Genomic DNA, 228 nt, shown 5'->3' on the forward strand with positions numbered 1-228 from the left:
GACGAATACTGGGACAATGACGCACACTCGGCCCTCGATCGTCCTCCTGGCCCCCAGCCTGAGCCCTACCTGGGCTCGCGGGGCAAGACGCCGCGCCAGGACATTTCCTGCATGCTGTCCGGGCCGGCCCTGTATGGCGTGCACAAAAACTTTGCCATTGCCTGGAACAAGGAAACCGGCGAGAACCTGCTCACGGCGCGTAACGCATTCGCGCCCCCCACGCACCTT

The 228-nt window shown here is 64.0% G+C and carries 1 pseudogene; it reads left to right on the forward strand.

Annotated elements, in window-relative coordinates:
- A pseudogene (locus ALP40_RS15125) lies at nt 1-228 on the forward strand (phospholipase); the annotation flags it as partial.

Origin of the sequence: Pseudomonas viridiflava (assembly GCF_003702045.1) — a bacterium.
Lineage (GTDB): Bacteria > Pseudomonadota > Gammaproteobacteria > Pseudomonadales > Pseudomonadaceae > Aquipseudomonas > Aquipseudomonas viridiflava_C.